The 15,807-nt window shown below is 64.0% G+C and carries 20 protein-coding genes; 8 read left to right on the top strand and 12 right to left on the bottom strand.

Annotation, left to right across the window (positions count from 1 at the left end; genetic code table 11):
* Positions 1-15: 15 nt before the first annotated feature.
* Entirely contained in the window at positions 16-189 is a 174-nt protein-coding gene (locus tag IVA81_RS35395) for a DUF1328 domain-containing protein (RefSeq protein ID WP_092228199.1), read from the top strand.
* Positions 190-352: 163 nt separating this feature from the next.
* Here the strand turns inward: IVA81_RS35395 and IVA81_RS35400 are convergent, their stop codons facing one another.
* Complete coding sequence (locus IVA81_RS35400) at positions 353-712, bottom strand: DUF427 domain-containing protein (RefSeq protein WP_247326855.1); 360 nt, start codon at positions 710-712, stop codon at positions 353-355.
* A gap of 177 nt (positions 713-889) precedes the next feature.
* Here IVA81_RS35400 and IVA81_RS35405 point away from each other — a divergent pair, with 177 nt between their 5' ends.
* Positions 890-1,126, top strand: coding sequence for a BolA family transcriptional regulator (locus IVA81_RS35405; RefSeq protein WP_018316584.1), 237 nt, complete (start codon positions 890-892; stop codon positions 1,124-1,126).
* Between the two features lie 25 nt (positions 1,127-1,151).
* Entirely contained in the window at positions 1,152-2,345 is a 1,194-nt protein-coding gene (locus tag IVA81_RS35410; RefSeq protein WP_247326857.1) for a low temperature requirement protein A, read from the top strand.
* A gap of 25 nt (positions 2,346-2,370) precedes the next feature.
* Here the strand turns inward: IVA81_RS35410 and egtD are convergent, their stop codons facing one another.
* Both egtD and egtB read right to left on the bottom strand, forming a co-directional pair.
* Positions 2,371-3,342, bottom strand: a complete 972-nt coding sequence (gene egtD / locus IVA81_RS35415) for an L-histidine N(alpha)-methyltransferase (protein WP_247326859.1) — start codon at positions 3,340-3,342, stop codon at positions 2,371-2,373.
* Between the two features lie 52 nt (positions 3,343-3,394).
* On the bottom strand, positions 3,395-4,690 hold the full coding sequence (egtB, locus tag IVA81_RS35420; protein WP_247326862.1) for an ergothioneine biosynthesis protein EgtB: 1,296 nt from the start codon (positions 4,688-4,690) through the stop codon (positions 3,395-3,397).
* A 235-nt stretch (positions 4,691-4,925) separates the two neighbouring features.
* Here egtB and grxD point away from each other — a divergent pair, with 235 nt between their 5' ends.
* Genes grxD through IVA81_RS35440 form a run of 4 tightly spaced genes read left to right on the top strand, consistent with a single transcriptional unit; the run spans position 4,926 to position 8,401 of the window.
* Positions 4,926-5,252, top strand: coding sequence for a Grx4 family monothiol glutaredoxin (gene grxD, locus IVA81_RS35425; RefSeq protein ID WP_247326865.1), 327 nt, complete (start codon positions 4,926-4,928; stop codon positions 5,250-5,252).
* A 3-nt stretch (positions 5,253-5,255) separates the two neighbouring features.
* Positions 5,256-5,807 carry an O-acetyl-ADP-ribose deacetylase gene (locus IVA81_RS35430; protein WP_247326867.1) on the top strand — a complete coding sequence of 184 codons (552 nt, stop codon included), beginning with the start codon at positions 5,256-5,258 and terminating at the stop codon, positions 5,805-5,807.
* 46 nt (positions 5,808-5,853) lie between these two features.
* A complete protein-coding gene (locus IVA81_RS35435; RefSeq protein ID WP_247326869.1) occupies positions 5,854-7,140 on the top strand; it encodes a serine hydrolase domain-containing protein in 1,287 nt (428 codons plus the stop codon).
* A gap of 1 nt (position 7,141) precedes the next feature.
* A complete protein-coding gene (locus IVA81_RS35440) occupies positions 7,142-8,401 on the top strand; it encodes a serine hydrolase domain-containing protein (RefSeq protein ID WP_247326871.1) in 1,260 nt (419 codons plus the stop codon).
* 107 nt (positions 8,402-8,508) lie between these two features.
* On the opposite strand, the gene IVA81_RS35445 is transcribed toward IVA81_RS35440, so the two are convergent.
* From IVA81_RS35445 to murI, 8 genes are all read right to left on the bottom strand, one after another.
* Positions 8,509-9,576, bottom strand: a complete 1,068-nt coding sequence (locus tag IVA81_RS35445; RefSeq protein ID WP_247326873.1) for a threonine aldolase family protein — start codon at positions 9,574-9,576, stop codon at positions 8,509-8,511.
* A gap of 36 nt (positions 9,577-9,612) precedes the next feature.
* Positions 9,613-9,897, bottom strand: coding sequence for a type II toxin-antitoxin system RelE/ParE family toxin (locus tag IVA81_RS35450; RefSeq protein ID WP_247326875.1), 285 nt, complete (start codon positions 9,895-9,897; stop codon positions 9,613-9,615).
* A complete protein-coding gene (locus IVA81_RS35455; RefSeq protein ID WP_247326876.1) occupies positions 9,894-10,121 on the bottom strand; it encodes a hypothetical protein in 228 nt (75 codons plus the stop codon). Before IVA81_RS35455 ends, IVA81_RS35450 begins: the two co-directional genes overlap by 4 nt.
* Before the next feature lie 115 nt (positions 10,122-10,236).
* Positions 10,237-10,854 carry a 30S ribosomal protein S4 gene (rpsD, locus tag IVA81_RS35460; RefSeq protein WP_094895629.1) on the bottom strand — a complete coding sequence of 206 codons (618 nt, stop codon included), beginning with the start codon at positions 10,852-10,854 and terminating at the stop codon, positions 10,237-10,239.
* A 199-nt stretch (positions 10,855-11,053) separates the two neighbouring features.
* Positions 11,054-11,821: an acyltransferase gene (locus IVA81_RS35465; protein WP_247326877.1), complete on the bottom strand. Its 768-nt coding sequence runs from the start codon at positions 11,819-11,821 to the stop codon at positions 11,054-11,056.
* 104 nt (positions 11,822-11,925) lie between these two features.
* Positions 11,926-12,309, bottom strand: coding sequence for a cupin domain-containing protein (locus IVA81_RS35470; protein ID WP_247326878.1), 384 nt, complete (start codon positions 12,307-12,309; stop codon positions 11,926-11,928).
* Between the two features lie 64 nt (positions 12,310-12,373).
* A complete protein-coding gene (locus IVA81_RS35475; protein WP_247326880.1) occupies positions 12,374-13,147 on the bottom strand; it encodes an aldolase/citrate lyase family protein in 774 nt (257 codons plus the stop codon).
* Positions 13,148-13,210: 63 nt separating this feature from the next.
* Complete coding sequence (murI, locus tag IVA81_RS35480) at positions 13,211-14,008, bottom strand: glutamate racemase (RefSeq protein WP_247326881.1); 798 nt, start codon at positions 14,006-14,008, stop codon at positions 13,211-13,213.
* A 184-nt stretch (positions 14,009-14,192) separates the two neighbouring features.
* Here murI and IVA81_RS35485 point away from each other — a divergent pair, with 184 nt between their 5' ends.
* Positions 14,193-14,834 (top strand): glutathione S-transferase family protein, encoded by a 642-nt coding sequence (locus IVA81_RS35485; protein WP_247326882.1) that lies wholly within the window; start codon positions 14,193-14,195, stop codon positions 14,832-14,834.
* A 7-nt stretch (positions 14,835-14,841) separates the two neighbouring features.
* Here IVA81_RS35485 and IVA81_RS35490 read toward each other — a convergent pair whose 3' ends face one another.
* On the bottom strand, positions 14,842-15,648 hold the full coding sequence (locus tag IVA81_RS35490; protein WP_246918663.1) for a cyclic nucleotide-binding domain-containing protein: 807 nt from the start codon (positions 15,646-15,648) through the stop codon (positions 14,842-14,844).
* Positions 15,649-15,807: the final 159 nt, after the last annotated feature.

Consider the following 15,807-nt stretch of genomic DNA (forward strand, 5'->3'; position numbering starts at 1 on the left):
AATTCGGAGCTGGCTATGACGATCCTGAAATGGGCGCTGATTTTCCTGCTGATCTCGATCGTGGCCGGCGTGCTCGGCTTCACCGGCATCTCGGCCGCCTCCGCCGATGTCGCCCGTTTCCTGTTTTACGTCTTCGTCGTGATCTTCCTGGTGCTGCTGATTCTGGGGCTCACGATCTTCAGGGCGTAGCCTGGCTGTGCCAGCACTCTCAGTCGTCATGCCCGGGCTGTCCCGCCTGCGCGGCCGAAGCCGCTTCGGCGAGGCGAAGGCCCAGGCATCTACGTTCTTCTGTAGCCGCGATTGGCCAAGAACGTAGATGGCCAGGACGAGGCCCGGCCATGACGGCGGTGGCCTACCCCACTTCCTCGATCTTCACCTTGTCCGGGTAGAATGCGAGATGGCCGGAAATCTCCGTCATCGCGGGGAAGGGTGTCTCATAGGTCCAAATCGCGTTGTCCAGCGTCTTGCCGTCAGCCTTGACGCTGTAATAGCTCGCGTCCCCCTTGTAAGGGCAATGGGTGACGCGGTCGGTGCGCTCGAGCAGGGCCATCTTGGTGTCCTCCCGCGGCACATATTGCACTGCCGGATATTTGGCCTCCTTCAAGGTCAGCGCCTTGTTGGTCTCGGCGATCACGATGTCGCCCGCCGTGACGCGGACGCGCCTCGGGTTCTGGGTGATGGTGATGGGATGGTCGGGCCCTGGAAGCTTCATGATTTCACGCCTTTTCGATCAATCTGCCGCGCGCGGCACTTTGTCGTGCCTTTATCCTGATGAGATCATGGATATAGTGCCGGAAAGCGTGACGCAGAAGGCCGTTCACGCTAAGTTTGAGCCTGCCGGCGAGGGGACCTCCGGCAGCGATTCGAGACCAGAAGGAGCCAGACCCGAATGCCCATGGACGCCCACGATATCGAGGCGATGATCAAGGCAGCGATCCCCGATGCCGAGGTGACCATCCGTGACCTCGCCGGCGACGGCGACCACTATGCCGCGACCGTGATCTCGGAATCCTTCCGCGGCAAGTCCCGCGTCCAGCAGCACCAGATCGTCTATCAGTCCCTGCGCGGCCAGATGGGCGGCGTGCTGCATGCGCTGGCGCTGCAAACCGGCGTGCCGGGCGCTTGATCTGATCGCGCGACGGGGGACGACGATGGCTGCGGACAATCCTCGCGGCGCGATGTTTCGCGTCATCGTGCCAAACCAGCACAGCCGCGTCACCAATGTCGAGCTGTTCTTCGACCTCGTCTTCGTCTTCGCCGTCACGCAGGTGTCGCACACGCTGCTGCACCATTTCACGCCCCTCGGCGCTGTGCATGTCACCGTGCTGTTCCTCGCGGTGTGGTGGGTGTGGGTCTACACCGCCTGGGTCACCAACTGGCTCAATCCCGAGCTGACGCCGGTCCGCGTCATGCTCTTCCTGATGATGCTGGGCGGCCTCGTGCTGTCGACGACGATCCCGACCGCGTTCGAGGGGCGGGGCCTGTGGTTTGCGATCGCCTACGCGACGATGCAGCTCGGGCGCACCGCCTTCTGGCTGTTCGCAACGCCGCGGCATCGGACGGCGGTGCGCCACAACGCGATCCGCATCCTGACCTGGCTCGCGATCTCCGCTGTGCTGTGGGTCGCCGGCGGCCTGTCCGAGGGCGAGACGCGGCTATGGCTGTGGATTGCTGCCGTCGCCTGGGAGTACATCTCGCCGGCGGCACGCTTCTGGGTCCCCAAGCTCGGCTTCTCGTCGGTCGAGGCATGGGCCGTCGAGGGCGGCCATATGGCCGAGCGCTGCTCCCTCTTCGTCATCATCGCGCTCGGCGAAGCCGTCGTGGTCAACGGCGCGACCTTTGCCGAGCTGGAGTGGACCGCGGACAACATCATGGCCTTCGTCTCCGCACTGGTCGGCGCCATCGCGATGTGGTGGGTCTATTTCCACAAAGGCGCGGAGGCCGGCTCCGAGCGGATCTCGAAGTCCGCCGAATCCGGTCGCCTGGCGCGGCTCGCTTATACCTATCTGCACATGCCGATCATCGCCGGCATCATCCTGACCGCGGTGTCGGACGAACTGGTGCTGAAGCACCCAAGCGGCCATTCCGATATCAGGACGATCGTGAGCACGATCGGTGGACCGCTGGTGTTCCTGATCGGCACCATCCTGTTCAAGCACGCGATCCGCGGCTTCCTCCAGCTCTCGCACGGCATCGGCATCATCCTGCTGCTGATGCTGTGGTGGTTCGCCGCCGATCTCCCGCCGCTCTGGCTCTCGGTCGCGACGACCGCGATCCTGATCGTGGTGGCGGTGTGGGAGTCGGTGTCGCTGGGATCGGCAACCGAGGAGGCCGAGGAGCATTGAACGGCGCGCGGCGGTGGCGCAGCGTCTACTCCGCCACCTCCAGCGCATGCACGGAGAACATCTTGGCCGAGTCCGTCCAGCTTTCACGCACCCGCCAGCCGGCGCCCTGCGCCAGCGTGGCGAAGCGTTCGAGGCTGTACTTGTAGCTGTTCTCGGTGTGGATGCTCTCGCCCGGACGGAACGAGAAGCTGGTGCCGAGCAGGCGCACGGTCTGGCTCTTCCTGCTGATCAGATGCATCTCGATCCGATGCCGCTCGCGATTGTAGATCGCGCGGTGGGTGAAGGCGGACAGGTCGAAATTGCCGCCGAGCTCGCGGTTGATGCGCACGAGCACATTGAGGTTGAAGCGCGCGGTGACGCCGGCGGCGTCGTTATAGGCGTCATGCAGCACGCGCTCTTCCTTTTCGAGATCGGCGCCGATGATCATCTGCGCGCCCCGGCCCAGGATGGCGCGCGCACTCTTCAGGAAGGCCTGCGCTTCATGCGGCTCGAAATTGCCGATGGTCGAGCCGGGGAAGAAGCCGACCTTGGGCATGGATGCGACCTGCCTGGGCAGCTCGAACGGCGTCGTGAAGTCGGCTGCGACCGGATAGATGCCGAGCGTCGGGAAGTCACGCTTCAGGCCGCTCGCCTGCGCCTTCAGGAAGTCGCCGGAGATGTCCACGGGCACATAGGCGGCAAACTTGCACTGGCCCAGCAGCAAGCGGACCTTCGTGGTCGCGCCGGCGCCAAACTCGACCAGAGCTGCGTGCGCCGGAATGATCTTCGCGATCTCGCTGCCGCGCTCCTTCAGGATCGATAGCTCGGTGCGCGTCGGATAATATTCCGGCAGCTTCGTGATCGCCTCGAACAGCTCGGACCCGGTCGCATCGTAGAAATATTTCGGCGAGAGCTTTTTCGGCTGCTGCGAGAGGTCATCGATGGCCTCGCGGGCGAAGGCGGTGGTCTGCTCGTCGGGAAGATGGGCTTCGGCCAAAGCGCTGGCGTGCACATTCATGATACTCTCCTGAACGCGCTGTCCGGCGCGCATTTGTCGTCGGAAAAGAATGTTACTGGTAGTCGGCGAGCCGCAGCCCCGTGAATTGCCAGCGGTGATGCGGATAGAAGAAGTTCCGATAGGTGATACGGCTGTGGCCCTCAGGAGTTGCAAGCGAGGAGCCGCGCAGCACCAATTGGTTGACCATGAACTTGCCGTTGTACTCGCCGAGCGCGCCTTCGATGGCGCGGTAGCCGGGGTAGGGCGCGTACGAGCTGCGGGTCCACTGCCAGACGATGCCGAAGGCGTCGTTGAGCTGGCCTGCGCGGGCCGCGACCTCCCATTCTATTTCGGTCGGCAGATGCTTTCCAGCCCAGCGCGCGAAGGCGTCGGCCTCGTAATAACTGACGTGGCAAACCGCTGCGTCGGGATCGACCGGCTTGAGGCTGGCGAGCGTCATCACTTGCCAAGCGCCATCAACTTCGCGCCAATGGCCTGGGGCCTGCCAGTCTTCCTTGTTGGCCGCGGCAAAGCCGTCCATCAGCCACAGCGTTGCGGTCCGGTAGCCGCCGTCGCGCATGAAGGCGAGCCACTCGCCGTTGGTGACGAGATTGCGCGCGACGTTGACCGGGCCGACCAGGGCGCGGTGCGCCGGCTTCTCGTTGTCGAAATGAAAGCCCTCGTCGACGTGACCGACGGTGTGGATGCCTTCGTTCAGCATCAGCCAATCCTCGCCTGAACGCGTCGCGGCGGGGAAACGCCAGTCCGGGTCGTAGGCTGGATAGACCGGGTTCTGCGCAAAGGCGTGCAGGATGTCGGTGAACATCAATTCCTGATGCTGCTGCTCATGGTTCAGCCCGACCTCGACCAGCGGCGCGATCTCGCGAAGCGTGTCCGCGCCGGCCTCGCGGAAGAATTTGACGACGGCCGCATCGACATATTTGCGATAGGTGCCGACCTGATCGGCGCTGGGTCGGGTGATATCGCCGCGATGATTGCGGGCATGACGCGGGCCGGCGCTGACGTAATAGGAATTGAACAGGAACGCGAAGTCGGGGTGGAAGGACCGATAGCCCGCAGCGTGCTCGCCGAGCAGGAATTGCTCCCAGAACCAGGTGGTATGCGCCCGATGCCATTTTGTCGGGCTCGCATCGGGCATGGACTGGATCTGCTGGTCCTCCGGCGACAGCGGCGCGGCCCGGCGTTCGGTCTCATTGCGGACGGCAACAAACGCGTCTTCCAGCCTCTGGGCGAGGCCGCCCTGACCGGACGGTGACGAAAGCGGGGCGGTGGCCGTAGCGGAGGCTTGTTTCGTCACGTTTTTCTCCAGACAGGACAAGAGAACGTTGTTGGCGTTGCCCGGTTCCAAAAACGGGGTTCGTCCTAGATAGGGGCTCCGTTACGGTATGAAAGTCCTCCCGGACGATGATATTCGCGTCATCATGCAATGCGGCCGGCGTCACCAAAGGCCGGCCGGCCAGGGGCTGTTCGCCGCCATTTTACTTTGGATGCACAACGGTTTGGGCTACATATATGAGCAGATATCGGGTTAGATCGGCTGAGCCGGCCCGAAGCGATCGTTGAGGCCCCAGAAGGACACGGATATGAGCATCGAGGAATTCATCGCCAACGAAGTGAAGTCGAACGACGTGGTTTTGTTCATGAAGGGCACGCCGCAATTTCCGCAGTGCGGTTTCTCCGGCCAGGTCGTCCAGATCCTCGACCATATCGGCGTCGGCTATAAGGGCCTCAACGTGCTCGAATCCGCCGAACTGCGCAACGGCATCAAGACCTTCTCCAACTGGCCGACCATCCCACAGCTCTATGTGAAGGGCGAGTTCGTCGGCGGGTGCGACATCATCCGCGAGATGTTCCAGGCTGGCGAATTGCAGCAGCTCCTCTCCGAGAAGGGCGTCGTCGTCGCGGCTTGATCCGTGACCCGGCTGACGCGCCGGATCGGCGGTGCCGAGCTTGAGGTCGTTGTCGCCGACATCACCACGCTGAGCGTTGACGCCATTGTCAACGCGGCCAACACGTCGCTCCTTGGTGGGGGCGGCGTGGATGGTGCGATCCATCGGGCGGCCGGGCCCGATCTGGTCGCCGAATGCCGCATGCTTCACGGCTGCAAGACCGGCGATGCCAAGATCACCAAAGGCTACCGGCTCAAGGCCGCCCATGTGATCCACACCGTCGGGCCGGTCTGGAATGGCGGTACGCTCGGAGAGGACGATCTGCTCGCCTCCTGTTATCGCCGGTCGATGGAGCTGTGCGGGAAGCACAAGCTAACCTCGGTGGCATTCCCCGCGATTTCGACCGGCATTTTCCGCTTCCCCGCCGACCGGGCCGCCGATATTGCCGTTCGCACGACGGTCGAAGGGCTCTCTGCCGCGCCATCCGTGGCCCGCGTCGTGTTCTGCTGCTTCTCCGAGCCAAGCGCCAGCCTCCATGCGGAGGCGCTTGTGCGGTACGGCAGCCCTTGTGCCTGATGACGCGGTCGGTACACTCCGCCGGACCATGTTCCGGGGAGGGGATATGATTTTACAGTCTGGACTGCGTGCGCTGCTCTGCGGCGCGCTGGTGTCGCTCGGCGTGATCTCGCTGGCGCGGGCGGAAGGCGCCTACGAGATTCCGGCCGGCGCGCATTTCAATCAGGACAAGCTCGCGCGGATCAGCGATTTCTTCAAGAACGAAGTCGCGACCGGCAAGATCGCCGGCGCAACCGTGCTGATTCAACAGCACGGCAAGCCGGTCTATCACGAAGCCTTCGGCGTGCAGGACGTCGTCAGCAAGGCGCCGATCACGGACAAGACGATCTTCCGCCTGTTCTCGATGAGCAAGGCGATCACCTCGGTGGTCGCGGTGCGGATGATCGAAGACGGCAAGATCAAGTTGGATGATCCCGTCTCGAAATACATTCCGTCGTTCGCCAATGTGAAGGTCGGCGTCGAGAAGAAGGCCGAGGACGGCACCAAATCGCTCGAACTGGTGCCGCCCAGCCGGCCGATGACCGTGCACGATTTGATGACGCACACCTCGGGCATCACCTATGGCTTCTATGGCGACAGCCTGGTCCGCAAAGCCTATCGCGAGGCCAACATCTATGGCGGCGATTTCGATCTCGCCGAGTTCGCAGAACGGATCGCAAAACTGCCGCTGCACAACCAGCCGGGCGCGCTCTGGCAATACGGCCATTCCACCGACGTCCTCGCGCGTGTGATGGAGGTCGCGTCCGGCAAGCCGCTGATCGACATCATGCGGGACAGGCTGCTCGATCCGCTCGGCATGGTCGACACCGGCTTCTTCGTCACGGCCCCCGAGAAACAGAAGCTGCTGGCGCAGCCAGTGCCGAACGACAGCGATTTCCGGGTCGGCCGGATCAACGATCCGACGGTGGTCAAGAAGATCCAGTTCGCCAGCGGCGGCATGGTGACGACCATGGCCGACTACGAGCGCTTCGCGCAGATGCTGCTCAACGGCGGCAGCCTCGACGGCAAGACCATTCTCAAGCCCGAGACGTTCAAGCTGATGGTGACCGATCAGGTCGGCCCGGGCTCGGGCGTCGATCGCGATTATTTCTACTTTCCGGGCGACGGTTTTGGCTTCGGCCTCGGGCTCGCGGTCCGCACCGATCCCGGCAATGCCAAGCCGCCGCCGCCCGGCGATCTCGGCGAGTTGAAATGGGACGGCGCCTCCGGCTGCTATTTCGTGATCGACCCGAAGCAGGACATGTTCTTCGTGCTGCTGGAGCAGACCCCGACCGAGCGCCAGCGCGTGCAGCGGACCTTGAAGCAGTTGGTCTATGAAGCCATGGAGAAATGATATGAGCGTGCGCCGCGCGTTGATCGCGGCGCTCGTTCTGCTGGTCGGAGTGGTCGGTGCGCGTGCAAGCTCCGAGCGCGCCGCGCACAAATTCTCAGCCGAAGGCCTCGCAAAGGTCTCTGACTACATCCGGAACGAGGTTGCGACCGGAAAGATTCCCGGGGCCATCCTGCTGATCCAGCAACACGGCAAGTCGGTCTACTACGAGAATTTCGGAGTTCGCGACGTCGCGACCGGGATCCCGATGAGCGCGGACACGATCTTCCGCCTCTATTCGATGTCGAAGCCGATCACGTCAGTCATGGCGATGATGCTGGTCGACGACGGCAAGCTTTCGCTCGATGATCCTGTCTCGAAATACATTCCCGCCTTTGCCGGGATGAAGGTCGGCGTCGAGAGAAAAGCCGAGGACGGCAAGGTTACGCTGGCGCTGGAGCCGCTCGCGCGCCCGGTCACCATCAAGGACCTGCTGCGCCACACCTCGGGCCTGCCCTATGGCTATCATGGTGGCGACATGGTGAGCGAGCTCTATGCCGAGGCTAATCTCTTCCAAAGCAATCTCAGCAATGCCGACTTCGTTGCGAAGATCGTCACGCTGCCGCTGGCCGAGCAGCCGGGCACGGTGTGGGACTATGGCTTCTCCACCGACGTGCTCGGCCGCGTTGTCGAGGTAGCCTCGGGCAAGACGCTGCTCCAGTTCGAGAAGGAGCGGCTGCTGGACCCGCTCGGCATGACCGAGACCGCCTTCTACGTGGCCGATCCCGCCAAATTCCCGCGCGTCGCCGAGCCGATGCCTGAGGATCGCAACATCAACCCGACAACGCCGGTTCGCGACATCAGGCGGCCGTTGCAATGGCAATCCGGCGGTGGCGGCATGGTCGGCACCATCGGCGACTACACCCGTTTCGCGCAGATGCTGCTGAATGGCGGCAGCTACGAGGGGCGGCGCTATCTCAAGCCCGAGTCCATCGCGCTGATGGCGTCCGACCACATCGGCCCTGAGACCAGGATCGCGCGCGACCAGAACTATTATCCGGGCGGCAATTCCGGCTTCGGCCTCGGCTTCGCCGTGCGCACCTCGGTGCCGCCGGGAACGTCATGGCCACTTGGCGAGTATCGCTGGGATGGCGTCGGCGGCACGTTCTTCTTCATCGATCCCGAGGATGATCTGTTCGGGATCTTCATGGTGCAGACGCCCTCGCAACGCGGCCGGATTCAGCTGGCGTTGAAGACGCTGATTTATCAGGCGATGGGGCGGTAGTCGCGGTCGGTGCGTAGCCCGGATGGAGCGAAGCGCAATCCGGGACTCTCGCCGCCGAAAGACTGCCCCGGATTTCGCTGCGCTCCATCCGGGCTACGGCAGCTCACTTACGCCCCGCGGACGATCTCGCGCACGTATCCGATCGTCTCCTCGATCTGGCGCGCATTGACGTCGAGATGGGTGCAGGCGCGGATGCGGCCGTCCATCATCGCAAGCGTCACGCCGCGCTGGCGCAGTGCCGCGACCATCTTGTCGCCGGCAATGCCGGCGCCGTCGGGCTTGAAGAACACGAGATTGGTCTCGGGCTCCTGCACTTCGATGCCTGCGATCTGCGACAGCCCGCGGGCGAGCGCGCGCGCATTGGCGTGGTCGTCGGCGAGCCGCTCGACGTGATGATCGAGCGCGTAGATGCAGGCGGCCGCGCAAACACCGGCCTGCCGCATCGAGCCGCCGAGGCGCTGCTTCCACTGCCACACGGCGTCGATGAAGGCGCGCGAGCCCGCCAGCACACCGCCGATCGGCGCGCCCAGGCCCTTGGAGAAGTCGATCCAGGCCGAATCCCAGCCTGCGGTCATGTCGCGCGGCGAGATGCCGCTCGCCACAGTGGCGTTGAGGAGGCGCGCGCCGTCCATGTGGGTGATGAGGCCGTGTTGTTTGGCGATCGCGACGATCTCGTCGAGATCAGCCTTCTTCCAGATCGTGCCGCCGCCGATATTGGCCGTCTGCTCGACGCTGACGACCGTCTGCGGCGGCTGATAGCGCGTGCGCGGATGCAGGGCTTTCCGGAACGTCTCCGGCGTGAACTGGCCGTCCGGCCCCTTGAGCTGGGTCACCTGGAAGCCGCCGATCGCGGCATGCGCGCCGCCTTCGCGCGCAATGATGTGCGCGGTCTCATGCGCCAGGATCTCGTCGCCGGGGCGGCAATGCACCAGCGTCGCGGTGACGTTGCACATCGTGCCCGAGGGCATATAGACCGCAGCTTCCTTGCCGAGCAGATCGGCAACGCGCTCGCACAGCGCATTGACGGTCGGATCGTCGCCGACCTGCTCGTCGCCGACCTCCGCCCGCGCCATCGCCTCGCGCATCGCAGGCGTCGGCCTGGTCTGCGTGTCCGAGAGCAGGTTGATGCGCACCGGCGGCGCCTTGGGATCGATCGGGGGCGGGGTGTAGAGCATCAACTTGCTCCCTGAGGGAATGACGTGTGCTCGCGGTCAGCGAGTTCTGGGGGGACGCCGGGCGGCGTGGCGAAACCGCATAATAACGATTTCTGTCTCGGTCACACGATAATCGATCAGATAGGGATAAGGGTTGACCGGTAAGCGACGGACGTATGCACGAGTGGTCTGCCGTCCTGCATACGGGTGATCCCCAAGCAGCGCGATGAGCGCGATGATGCGGTCGCGCACGTGATTGGCTCCTCGAGGGGAACGCGCATCGATGTAGGTCAGAACTTCGTCGATTTGGGCGAGCGCCCGCTTCGTGTAGCGGACCTTCACAGCCCGTGCTTGGCCCACATCGCGCGGACTTCGGCGGCGCTGGCTAACTCGCCGCGGGCGATTTCAGCCTCGGCCTCGGCGAGATCTGCCTCTTCCGCCGCCGTTAGCTGGATAGGAGGTTGATCGACCCCGGCGAGTTCGAGCAGGGCTCGCGCCAATTCGTCCTGCTCTGAATCGGGCAGGCCGGAAACCTTGCTGAAAGCCTCTTCCAGAAGACGCGTCATGGTCAACTCCGCTAGGTGCGAGCATAGCACGGACGGGCTGAAACATGGGAGTGGCTGCCTGAAATGAAAAGGCCCCGGAAAACCGGGGCCTTTGAATGTCGTTCTGCCGTGCCTATCAGCGCGAATAGAATTCGACGACCAGATGCGGCTCCATCTGCACCGGGAACGGCACGTCGGAGAGATGAGGGATGCGCACGTATTTCGCGGTCATCTTGCCGTGGTCGACTTCGAGATAGTCGGGAGTGTCGCGCTCGGGGAGCTGGCTGGCTTCGAGGACGTGGGCGAGCTGCTTGGAAGCTTCCTTGACCTCGATCACATCGCCGATCTTGACCTGATAGCTCGAGATGTTGACCTTGCGGCCGTTCACCTTGACGTGGCCGTGGTTGATGAACTGGCGCGCGGCGAAGATCGTCGAGACGAACTTGGCGCGGTACACGACCGCGTCGAGACGGCGCTCGAGCAGGCCGATCAGGTTCTCGCCGGTGTCACCCTTGAGGCGGCTGGCCTCGACATAGATGCTGTGGAACTGGCGCTCAGAGATGTTGGCGTAATAGCCCTTCAGCTTCTGCTTGGCGCGCAGCTGCACGCCGAAGTCGGAGAGCTTGCCCTTGCGGCGCTGGCCGTGCTGGCCGGGGCCGTACTCGCGGCGGTTGACGGGGCTCTTCGGGCGGCCCCAGATGTTCTGGCCCATACGGCGATCGAGTTTGTACTTCGCCTCACTGCGCTTAGTCATCGCGTCCTCTTCAGGTTCATGGTTTGAGGAAACGCGCCCTCCTGTGTGACGGGGCTAGCCCGGCACTGACAGGTCCGATCCCCAAAGCTTAAGGGACAAGACCACGGGTCGCGAAACGCTTCGCGGGCCGAAATCGGCCCGCGAGCAGGCGGCTTTTAGGGGAGTTTGGGGCTCGCTGTCAATGCGAATGGCCCCGGAATCAGGTCCCGACCGCCCGGATCGGCTTTGACCCGGCCGCCCGCAATTCGGCAGCGATTTCAGTGTTCAGGACCTGTTCCAGCCGGGTCAGGACCCGGGCGATCGGGGCGGCGTCGGTGACCCGGTGATCCCAGCGGATCACGACATGAATGGTCTGGTCCGCCTCGACCATTCCATAGCTGACGATAAAGGGGCCTGGCGTAATGGGGTGGAGCTCGCCGCCGCCGTAGGCGGCCACCGAGCTGACCGCAAAGCTGCCGAACCAATTGCCGCGCTGCCGGCCGAAATTCAGGCCGACCGCCCAGGACAGGCGCCGCAGCGGTAGCGGCAGTCGGGTCGCCCGCATGATCTTGCGGAACATCGGGACGTCCTCGATTGGTGCCGACTTGGCGCGTCGGATCTCGGCATCGACGGCCGCCAGCGCCATCGTGTCGGGGGCCGCGATTCGCTGCGGGATCACGCATTCCTCGCCATCGTCGACCCGGGCGATCGCCACCAGGGCCACGCTTCTCGGCAGCTCGTAGAGGGTCGGCCAAGGCCATTTGGCGTAGACGGTGCGCAGGATCGGCTCGTCCCTGGCCACGAGGGCGAAAGCCTTGACGAACATCGCGGCCCAGCCGGCAGGCGCCGTTGCGCCCGCGCGGGCCTCCAGCACAGGGCGGATATTGAGCGAACGGGATAGCGAAACGAACGGCACGCCCATCGAGGCATGCATGAGGTCGCAAATCAAACGGCGCCGCAGCGAGATGGTCTTGGGCGTCCCGCGCATTGGTCTCCGGTTCCGGATCAAAGATTAAAGTATGTGCAGCGAGCGGGGCCCGCCCGCTCGCTCTAGCACGAACCAACCCGCTTGGGGCCGGTCGGTTCGCCGCATCAGGGCGCGGGCGACGCCAGCGGCTTGGTCTTGTCGACGACGTAAACTCCCAGCACTTTCATGGCCTTATCGCCATGAGCCTTGGCGTCGTGCACGACGCCTGCGGGGATCTGGTAGGAATCACCGGCTTTCAGGGTCTTGTCCGGCTGCCCGTCGATCAGAAGAGTGAGCTCGCCTTCCAGGACGTAGCCCGTCTCAATTCCGGGATGGGTATGGCGTCCGGCCGCGCCGCCCGCCGGGACTTCCGCGATGGCGGTGATGGTGTTGTAGCCATCCGGGAACTCGACTTTCTGAAGCGGGGTGCGCTTGATGCCGGGCTGCTGGGCGAAGGCCGCAAAGGCAAGGCCTGCAAAGGACAGAGCGAGCAAAGTCTTTTTAAGCATGGTTTTCCTCCCTGGATCGACCCTAGCAGCGCGGCAGTTCCCGGCAAGATGGCAATCGGCTTGTTCAGCGTCTGATCCCCTCGAATGCCGCCATGATGCCGCGCTGGAACAGCGACCAGTCGAAGCCGAGCGCGATCGCGCGGTAGCCGCGGTCGATGAGGGCGTTGGCCTGGTCGGAGGTGCGGGCCACGCCGCCGATCGGCACGCCGCTTCTGAGGATGCCGGCCTCGGCGCGCGCGACCAGTTCGAGCAACTCCGGGTCGTCCATCTGGCCGCGCTTGTTGATGGACGTCGCGAGGTCGCCGGGCCCGATCACCGCGACGTCGATGCCCGGCGTCGCCATGATCTCGTCGATGCGGTTGACGGCATCGACATGCTCGATGGTGATCATGCAGATCATCTCGTCATCGGCTGATGCCATGTACTCCGGCATCGACTGGCCCCAGCGGAACGGTGCATGGAACGGACCCCAGAGCCGATCGCCGCGCGGCGGGTAGCGCACGCTGCGCACCGCCTTCTCGGCATCGGTGCGGTTGGTGATCATTGGAAAGTTGATGCCGAAGGCCCCGATATCCATCGGCGCCTTCGCAAGCCAGGGCTCGTTCGCCGCGATCCGCACCAAGGGGGTGCACGGCGTGCCCGTCGTCGCCGCGATCATCGCATGCGCTTCGGTGAGCCCGATCGGTCCATGCTCGAGATCGACGATGATCCAGTCGAGCGAGCGCGCCATGATCTGCACGGTCTGCACGCTCGGGATGGTCGCAATGGCGCCGAAGGCGGGACGGCCTTCGCGCCAAAGCTGGCGGAGACGGTTGAGCGGCGTGGTCGGGACCGACATGGAGGAGGCCTGCGGCTAGGTGACGACGGCCAAAACCTAGCAGCGCACCGTCGCCGCGCAAAGTCAGGCCAGGGCGCGACCGCCGAAGAACGGCGTCAGCATGGTCGAAAGGCCATGCACGCGGTTCGAGGTGAAGATCATCTTGGCGCGGTCCTGCGCGATGCCGCCAATCCGCGGGCCGAGCAGGTCCGAGACGCGGCGGGCGATCGCCGGCGCCGGATCGATCCAGTCGACAGGCCATGGGGCCAGCCGCTTCAGCCGGTCGAGCAGCAGCGGATAATGCGTGCAGGCGAGCACGACGGTGTCGGTGCGGGATGCCACATTCCCGGCCTCGCCGACGAAGCAGGGAGCGAGTTCGGCGCGGATGGCCTCGTCGCTGATCGGAGCGCCGCTGAGCTCGGCTTCAGCCAGCGAGGCGAGCTCGGGCGAGCCGACCAGCGTCACCTCGCACCCTTGCGCGAAATCGCGGATCAGAGCCTTGGTGTATTCGCGCTTTACCGTACCCTTGGTGCCGAGCACCGAGACGCGGCGGGTCCTCGACTGCGCGCAGGCCGGCTTGATCGCCGGCACGGTGCCAACAAAGGGCACGGAATAAGCGGCGCGCAGGTGCGACAGGACCAGGGTGGACGCCGTGTTGCAGGCGATGACGACGAGGTCGGGATCATGCGTGCCGATCAGTTCACCCATCAGCGGCACCACGCGGGCGATGATTTCGTCCTCGCTGTGGTGGCCGTAGGGGAAAAAGGCATCGTCGGCGACGTAGGCAAAGTGCGCGTCCGGCCGCGCGGCCCCGACCTCGCGGAGCACCGTGAGCCCGCCAAGGCCGGAATCGAACACCAGGATCGTCGGAGAATTGGTCACAGAATTACCCTAGCCCGCCATGGTTACCATTCGGTTTTTAGGGCGATTTTGCGGCGGGGACCGCTTGGGGCCGATTTGGAAGGCTTGAATGTGCCGGGACATGTCCGCAAAATTCCGGGAAGCCAGCAATCACGAAGTATGATGCGGCGTCACAGTGCTCCCATTTGCGTCCGCAGGAGGCCTCATGCTTACCGTCCATCATCTCGGCAAGTCCCAGTCCGAGCGCATCGTCTGGCTGTGCGAGGAGCTGGGAACTCCATATGAGCTGAAGCGCTACACGCGTGATGCCGCGACCATGCTGGCACCGGCCGAGTACAAGGCGCTGCATCCGGCCGGCACGGCACCGGTCATCACCGAGGGCGAGCTGGTGCTTGCGGAATCCGGCGCCGTCGTCGACTACATCGTGGCAAAATACGGCAACGGCCGACTCGTGCTCGGCCCCAATGATCCCGTCTTCGCGCAGTTTCTGTATTGGCTTCATTTCGCCAACGGCACGTTGCAACCCGGCATGGGGCGGATGATGATCCTGAACCGGCTCGATCTCGCCAAGGACAACGCGATCCTGCGCGCGATGAAGGGGCGCCTCGATCGTGCTTACGACCTTCTCGACGCCAGGCTTGGCGAGGCCGAATATCTGGCGGGCAGCGCCTTCACCACCGCCGATATCATGACGGTGTTCTCGCTCACCACGATGCGCTACTTCCAGCCTTATGATCTCCAGCGTTGTCCGAACGTGGTCGGATATCTCGGCCGCATCGGCGACCGTCCGGCCTACCGGCGCGCGATGGAGAAGGGCGATCCGGGCATGGCGCTGCTGCTGAGCTGAGCTGCGGTCACGCGATCCTGTTCGTCGTGGCCGACCGCGCCGTCGCCAGCTGCTTCTGCAGGCGATCGATGTTTTGCAGCAGGCGCTGGCTGGTCAGCACCAGGAAGTAATAGCCGAACTGTGGATCCTGGAAGTAGATCTCCAGCAGGCGGTCATAGGTGATCGTCAGCACCTGGCCGTCCTCGATGCATTCGATCGTTCCGGTGCGGCGGTTGTCCGGCGTCAGGAAGCCAAGCTCGCCCATCAGTGCGCCCGGCCCGATCTCGACGTTGATCTCCTTGACCAGGAACTTGCCGGTGACCGTGAGCAGCATCTCCTTGGCGGGATCGCCCAGCTTGAAGAGCGTATCGCCCCGGCGATATTTGCGCTCGGTCATGAACGGCTTGAGCCATTCGATCGACATGTCGCCTTCGGCGGCGTGGCGTGCCTTCTTGACCAGCTTGAGCATCTGCCGCAGGCGCAGGGCGTTGATCGGAAGCAGCAGCAGATAGAGCAGGAACGTCGCGACGTTGGCGGTGAGCGCGCCGAACACGGCGAAGAACGCGCAGCCGACCATGTTGGCGACGCGCAGTGGCACCATGGTCCGCATCAAGAGGGTGGCGACGAAGAAGCCGGCGCCGACCGCGGCGAACAGATTGGCGAACGTGATGTTGTGGACAAAGATCTCCAGCAGGCGATTGAAGATCGCGTCATAGGTGACGTTGTTGGGATCGAGGCCCATCTGGACCAGGATCTTCGCGATCCTGAGGTTGTCCGTGGCCGCATCGAGAATGCGGTCGAGGATCGAGGAAATGTCTGCGCTGCCGGACGGCATGGTACTAACCCCGCGTAAGGCCTTCAGTCCTGGTCGGTATGCTCGATACGTATAGCCGAAATCGGATGACGGCCGCCTGAAATGAAGCCTTCGGCCGCCACGCCGCAAGAGGCAAATTTTAGCCTGATCGGGCGTTTCGGCAATTGCCCGTTGGTTGCG

The sequence above is a fragment of the Bradyrhizobium sp. 141 genome (assembly GCF_023074055.1).
Lineage (GTDB): Bacteria > Pseudomonadota > Alphaproteobacteria > Rhizobiales > Xanthobacteraceae > Bradyrhizobium.